A 6,322-nucleotide genomic window follows, 5' to 3' on the forward strand; every position below is an offset into this window, starting at 1 on the left:
GAAAGGACCGATATGTCCGGCACTTCCGATCCCAAGTTGCCCGGCGCCAGAAGGCCGGAGGCCCTGAAGCCGGAAGCCCGGAAGGCGGATGCCCAGGTGCCGGATGCCCGGAAGCCGGAAGCCAAGCTGCCCGAAGCCAAGCTGCCCGAAGCCAGGACGCCCGGCGCCATGATCGCCGAAGCCCGCCGGAAGCGGGGACTTTCAGCCGACGATCTTGCCGAGCGCACGAAGATCCCCGTCACCCTGCTGGTGGCGCTGGAAGCGGACGAGTACCACCGCCTGTCCGGCCCTCTGTACGCCCGGAGTTTCCTGCGGTCCTGCGCCAAGGAACTCGGCTTGCCGGTGGAAGACGTGCTCGACCTCTACAACCGCCACAGCGGCGAGACGGTCCGAGCGCCAGGCGAGCCGCCGCAGGTGCCTTCCGCCGTACGTATCAAGCGTGTCGGGCTGCCGTGGGCCAAATTGGCCGTGGGTTTCGCCGCTGTTGCGGGGCTGGCGGTACTGTCGTTTGTGCTGACCCGCCCGGGCAACGACGCATCGGACAGCCAGGCCGCCGTCGCCTCGCAGCCGGTAGCCAGGGCGGCTGCCGGGCCATCCGTGCGCGGGAACGCACTGCCGGAGGTCGAACCGGCGGTGCCGGTGGCTGCAGCGGCGGATTCGCTGCCGACGGGGCGGCCCGGGCTCGGGTTCGCCGACGGGATGACCTGGCCCCTGGTCGTGCGTTTGCAGTTGGCATCGCCGGCGCTCGTCAGGGCCCGGCGCGACGGGGACGAGTTCTACGCCGATGTGGCGTGGCCCGCGGATGGGGCGCATCAGCCGGTTCCCGTGGGGGCCATTGTCGCCGGAAGCGCCTATGCGACGCCGACCGGGTTCGTGATCTACTGGGGCGCGGTAGGGCGGCTGAGCCTGGTGCTCGGCGCCGCGGAAGGTGTCGAATTGACCGTCAACGGGGAACCTCGACGCGTCGACCTGCCTCTCGACGGCGGCGAGCTCATTCTCGACCTCGAAGCCGCGGCGTCGCCGCTGCCTTGAAAGGCGTGATCGCATCGTGGGAGTGTTCCGGCTCGTCGCCCCGTTCGAACCGACCGGGGATCAACCCACGGCGATCGCCGCACTGACGGCCGGCGTGCGCGCGGGGCGTCACTGCCAGACACTGCTGGGCGTGACGGGCTCCGGCAAGACATTCACGATCGCGAACGTCATAGCCCAGCTCGACCGGCCTGCGCTCGTCTTCAGCCACAACAAGACGCTGGCGGCCCAGCTCTATGGCGAACTGAAGGCGTTCTTCCCGGAGAATGCCGTCGAGTACTTCATCTCGTACTACGACTACTACCAGCCCGAGGCGTTCATCCCCGCCACCAATACGTATATCGAGAAGGACACGAGCATCAACGACGAGATCGAGCGGCTGAGGTTGCGCGCGACCAGCAGCCTGCTCACGCGTCGGGACGTAATCGTCGTGGCCAGCGTCTCGGCGATCTACGGCGTCGGTAATCCGCGTACGTTCCGCGAGAGCATCATCGCGCTCAGGCGGGGCCAGTCGTGCGACCGTGACGAACTGCTCGAGTCGCTGGTGACCATTCAGTACGCCCGCAATGACCGTGACCCGGCATTCGGCACGTTCCGCGTGCGCGGTGACACCGTCGAGGTTCGGGCTGCGTTCGAGGAACGGGTGCTGCGCATCGAGTTCTTCGGGGACGAGATCGAGGCGCTGACCTGGGTCGAGCCCCTGACAGGGCGGGCGCTGGCCGCCGTGGGCGAAGCGGCCATCTACCCGGCAACCCAGTTCGTGGCGGAGAAGGGCGGCACGGGTGCCATCGTCGATGCGATCACGAAGGACCTCGAGGATCGACTGCACGAACTGGACAAGGCGGGCCGCGTGGTGGAGGCGCAGCGACTTGCCTCACGGACCCGTTACGACCTTGAGATGATCCAGCAGGTCGGTCACTGTGCAGGCGTGGAGAACTATTCCCGGTATTTCGACGCGCGGTCGCCGGGCGAGCGGCCCGCCTGCCTGCTCGACTATTTCCCGGGCGACTACCTGCTCGTGATCGACGAATCGCACGCGACCATCCCGCAGATCGGCGCGATGTACCAGGGCGACCGCTCGCGCAAGCTGAACCTGGTTGAGCACGGGTTCCGCCTGCCCAGCGCCCTGGACAACCGGCCGCTGCTGTTCGCGGAGTTCGAGTCGCTGATGCCGAGCACGATCTTCGTGTCCGCGACGCCCGCCGACTACGAGTTGGAACGAAGCGGGGGCGAGGTGGTCGAGCAGGTCATCCGGCCCACGGGCCTGGTGGACCCGCCCATTACCGTGATGCCGGTAACGGGACAGGTGGACGACCTGCTGGAGCGGATCCGCGTGGTTACGGCCCGAGGCGAGCGCGTGCTGGTGACCACCCTGACGAAGAAGATGTCCGAGGACCTGACCGAGTATCTGGGGCAGGCCGGCATCAAGGTGGCCTACCTGCATTCGGACATCAACGCCCTGGACCGGATCGAGATCGTGCGCAACCTTCGCCTCGGCGAGTCGGACGTGCTGGTGGGCGTCAACCTGCTGCGCGAGGGACTGGACCTGCCTGAAGTCTCGCTGGTCGCGATTCTCGACGCGGACCGTGAGGGGTTCCTCCGTTCGGAGCGTTCGCTTATCCAGACCGCTGGACGCGCGGCGCGCAATGTGAACGGCGAGGTGATCATGTACGCCGACCGCATCACCCGCTCGATGGCAGCGGCGATCTCCGAGACACAACGGCGTCGCAATCGCCAGTTGGACTGGAACCGCGTGCACAACCTGGTGCCGCGGACGATCACCAAGACGCGGCAGGAGATCATGCAGGCCACCGCCGCGGCAGGTGATCGCGGGCGTGAGCCCGGACCAATGGCCGGCGAGCACGCGCGTGCACGCGACCTGGCAGCGCGCGACCTCTCGCCGCGGGACCTGGCCGATCTTCTCGAGCGCGAGATGCTGGAGGCTGCCGAGGCCCTTGAGTTCGAGAAGGCGGCGGCGCTGCGCGACCGGCTGGAAGACCTGGAGGCGCAATGGGGACTGGGCGGGCCGGAGGGGAAGGCATGAGCATGGATGCGGGTGCGGCTGCCGGGTTCCCGGCTGGTGAATGGCTGGACCAGCTGGTGGTCCGCAGCCTTCGCGAGGACGTGGGTCCGGGCGACGTCAGCACGGATGTGGCCGTTGCGGCCGGCGCGCGGGCGGCCGGCGCCCTGCGCGCGCGGAGCGCCGGCGTTGTCGCGGGCCTGCCGCTCGTGGCGCGGGTCTACCGTGAACTCGATCCCGGGGTGTCCTTCGAACCCCTGGTGGCGGACGGCGTGGCCGTGACCGCCGGCCAGTCGCTGGCGCGACTGTCCGGCCCGGCGGGTTCGCTGCTGACGGGTGAACGCACGGCCCTCAACTTCGTGCAGCATCTCAGCGGCATCGCGACGTTGACCGCCCGGTACGTGGCCGCGGTGGCGGGCACCCGCTGCCTGGTGCTGGATACGCGCAAGACGTTACCTGGTTATCGTGAGCTCGCCAAGTACGCGGTGCGCTGCGGCGGCGGCGCCAACCACCGCTTCGGGCTCTACGATCGCGTGCTGCTCAAGGACAACCACTGGGCTGCCGGCGACGGCATCGCCGACATGGTCGCTCGGGCGCGGTTGCGGTGGCCGGCCTTGCCCATCGAGGTGGAGGTGGACACGGCGGCGCAGCTGGACCTGGTGCTGCCGCTGGGCGTGGAGTGGATCATGCTCGACAACTTCACGCCTGACGAGGTGGCGGCGGCGGTCGGGGAGCGGAACCGCGCGGGATCATCGACCCGCCTCGAGGCCTCCGGCAACGTGACGCTCGATACGGTCGCGGCGTACGCACAGGCCGGCGCCGATGCCGTCTCGGTCGGGCGCCTGACGCACTCGGCGCCCGCCCTTGACCTGGGACTGGACCTGGACCTCACATGAAATTGCGAAGCGGCAGCGGCCCGGTCGACCGGGACTGGTTCGGGCTCGAGGCGTTCCTGCCGGGGCCGCGCTTCACGCGCGACGGCGGTCAGTTGTACCTGCTGGACGAGGTCGGGAGCACGAACGATTTCCTGCGCGGGCGGGGCCCGGACGCCGTGGGGCGGCTGTGCCGCTGGGACGGCTGGGGCTGGGTGGCGCAGACCCGGTCGCGCCAGGCGCCGGTCCGCGAGCTGAAGCCGGGAACCGTGGTCGTGGCCCGGCGCCAGACCGCCGGACGGGGCCGCCAGGGGCGCCAATGGGTCGATTGCGGCGGGCTACACCTTTCGGTCTCCGTGCCGCGACACCGGGCGGCGTTCAACCGGGGTTTCTCGGTCTGGCTGGGACTGATCGTCGCGCTCGTCCTGCGCGAGGGTGAGCGTATCGACGCCCGCCTGAAGTGGCCCAACGACATCGTCGTCGACCGGCGCAAGCTGGGCGGACTGTTGCTCGAGCGCGCGGGAACCGGCGAGTCGGCGCAGGTTGTGGCCGGGCTGGGGCTGAACCTGTCGGCCGGGCCCCACGACATGCCGTGGGCCTTGCGCGAGACGGCAACCAGCCTGGCCTCCGAAGGCGGTCGCGTGCCGCGCCTGGGGGAATTGTGCGCCCGGCTGCTTTCGCGCGTCGAGGCGGAACTGGATCGTTTCTGCGACGAGGGTTGGGCGGAGTACCGGCCGGCCCTGGAACTGCTGGACAGCCTGCTGGGCCAGCGGGTCCGGCTCGTGACGCGACAAGGCGAGATCCGGGGTCGCGCGATCGGGATCGATGACCAGGGTGCGTTGCTCGTGGAAACCCAGCTGGATGACGGTTCAAAGCGTGTCGATGCCGTGCGAGTGGGCGACGTACACCTGCTGCCTGCCGCCGATGAGCCCCGCGAAGGAGGCGCCGATGCGGGCGGTGATCGTTGACGCCGGAAATACCCGCGTGGCTTTCGCCGCCTGGACGGCCGCGGACAACTGCCCGCGGCGGGAGGCGGGGGGACGGCGAGCGGCGCCCGACTGCGCCGCCTCGGGGAACTGGCGACGCCCGGCAACCGGCCTGAAGGCGAATCCTTCCTGAGGGATTCGCTGGCGATCCTGGCTGTAACCGCGGATCTCCCTGTGATCCTGGTCTCGGTTGTGCCGCGGGTCGACGACCTGTTGGCGATCGGCGTTCCCGGACTCTTCAAGCTTGACCACACGGCAAAGCTGCCGTACCGGCACCGTCTCGCCGAACCGGGCGCCACTGGTGCCGACCGTTCCTGAGCAATGTCGCGGCGGCGGTAGCTGCCGGGCTCACCGACGCCCTTATCGTGTCGACGTCGGCACCGCCACGACGGTCGATGTCCTGAGCGCGAGGCGTTTTCGAGGGCGGGTGATCGCGCCGGGCATGGCGTTCGCGCTGCAGCAGATCGGCGCGCGGGCGGCCCGGTTGCGCCACGTCCCGTTTGCCGAGGTGCCCCTCGTCGCCGGGGCCGACACGTCTTCGGCCATGGCCGCCGGCGCGTTCCACGCCGGAATCGGCGGAGTCGAGAACCTCGTCACGGCCTGCAGGCCGCCCACGGGCCATCGGAGATCGTTGTCACCGGGGGCTCTGCCGGTTCCCGGCTGCGCCGACGCGTCTTGTTGATGCCGACTGGACCCTGCGCGCTGCCGCGGTCCTCGCAGGTCTTGTCTGATCCTTCCCCGATCCCGTTGGGATTCGTGCGTGCTCGATGTGCGGCCAGCGAGAGCGGGAAGAGGAGGTGCCATCCGTGCGCGGCTCGTCCGCCAGCTTCGGGATCACGGTCGTGCCGTTTCGACAGGAGGCACCGAAGCCCTGTCGCGGGTGATCCCGCGGCTGCCTGCCGGGTTCGCTGCCGGACTTCGTGGTCCACCACGGTGTCGCTCCTGGCCGCAGCCTCGATGCAAAGTCGGCGCTGACGGTTGTCGAAGCGGCCGAAGGCGATGTGCTCCATGCAGGCAAGGTCTACATCGCGCCGGGCGGCCGTCACCTGACGGCGGTTCGGGAAGGCGCTCAGGCTGTGGTCAGGTTGAATGAAGACGCTCCGGAACAGAGCGTTCGCCCCGCCGCCGACGTGATGCTGCGTTCCTTGGCCCGGATCGCCGGTGCGCAACGCGTGCTCGCGGCCGTTATGACCGGCATGGGCGAGTACGGCCTGGCCGGCGTGCGCCTCGTGAAGGCGGCCGGTGGCTGGTGCGTGACGCAACGCGAGAACTCGTGCGTTGTGTAACGGATGCCGGGCCAGGTGGACATCGCTGGCCTCACCGATTAATCGGTCGCGCTGGAAGACTTTGCTGGACGCCTGACGGCTTTGGCAGGGTCTGGCGGACATCGACTATCTGATGGAAAGCGACTGGCG

At 69.3% G+C, this 6,322-nt stretch carries 6 protein-coding genes; all 6 read left to right on the forward strand.

Annotated elements, in window-relative coordinates:
- Positions 1 to 12: 12 nt before the first annotated feature.
- The 6 genes from IPG61_04360 (at position 13) to IPG61_04385 (ending at position 6,193) form a co-directional block, all read left to right on the forward strand.
- On the forward strand, positions 13 to 1,032 hold the full coding sequence (locus tag IPG61_04360; GenBank protein MBK6733311.1) for a helix-turn-helix domain-containing protein: 1,020 nt from the start codon (positions 13 to 15) through the stop codon (positions 1,030 to 1,032).
- Between the two features lie 13 nt (positions 1,033 to 1,045).
- Positions 1,046 to 3,073 carry an excinuclease ABC subunit UvrB gene (uvrB, locus tag IPG61_04365; GenBank protein ID MBK6733312.1) on the forward strand — a complete coding sequence of 676 codons (2,028 nt, stop codon included), beginning with the start codon at positions 1,046 to 1,048 and terminating at the stop codon, positions 3,071 to 3,073.
- A gap of 2 nt (positions 3,074 to 3,075) precedes the next feature.
- Entirely contained in the window at positions 3,076 to 3,945 is an 870-nt protein-coding gene (gene nadC, locus IPG61_04370; GenBank protein MBK6733313.1) for a carboxylating nicotinate-nucleotide diphosphorylase, read from the forward strand.
- The gene (locus IPG61_04375) at positions 3,942 to 4,889 is read left to right on the forward strand and encodes a biotin--[acetyl-CoA-carboxylase] ligase (protein ID MBK6733314.1); all 948 of its coding nucleotides are present in this window, start codon (positions 3,942 to 3,944) and stop codon (positions 4,887 to 4,889) included. The genes nadC and IPG61_04375 overlap by 4 nt, the downstream gene beginning before the upstream one ends.
- Positions 4,890 to 5,151: 262 nt before the next feature.
- On the forward strand, positions 5,152 to 5,589 hold the full coding sequence (locus IPG61_04380) for a type III pantothenate kinase (protein MBK6733315.1): 438 nt from the start codon (positions 5,152 to 5,154) through the stop codon (positions 5,587 to 5,589).
- Positions 5,590 to 5,827: 238 nt separating this feature from the next.
- Entirely contained in the window at positions 5,828 to 6,193 is a 366-nt protein-coding gene (locus tag IPG61_04385) for a chemotaxis protein CheB (protein MBK6733316.1), read from the forward strand.
- The last annotated feature ends 129 nt before the right edge of the window (positions 6,194 to 6,322 follow it).

Source organism: bacterium (assembly GCA_016703265.1).
GTDB lineage: Bacteria > Krumholzibacteriota > Krumholzibacteriia > LZORAL124-64-63 > LZORAL124-64-63 > CAINDZ01.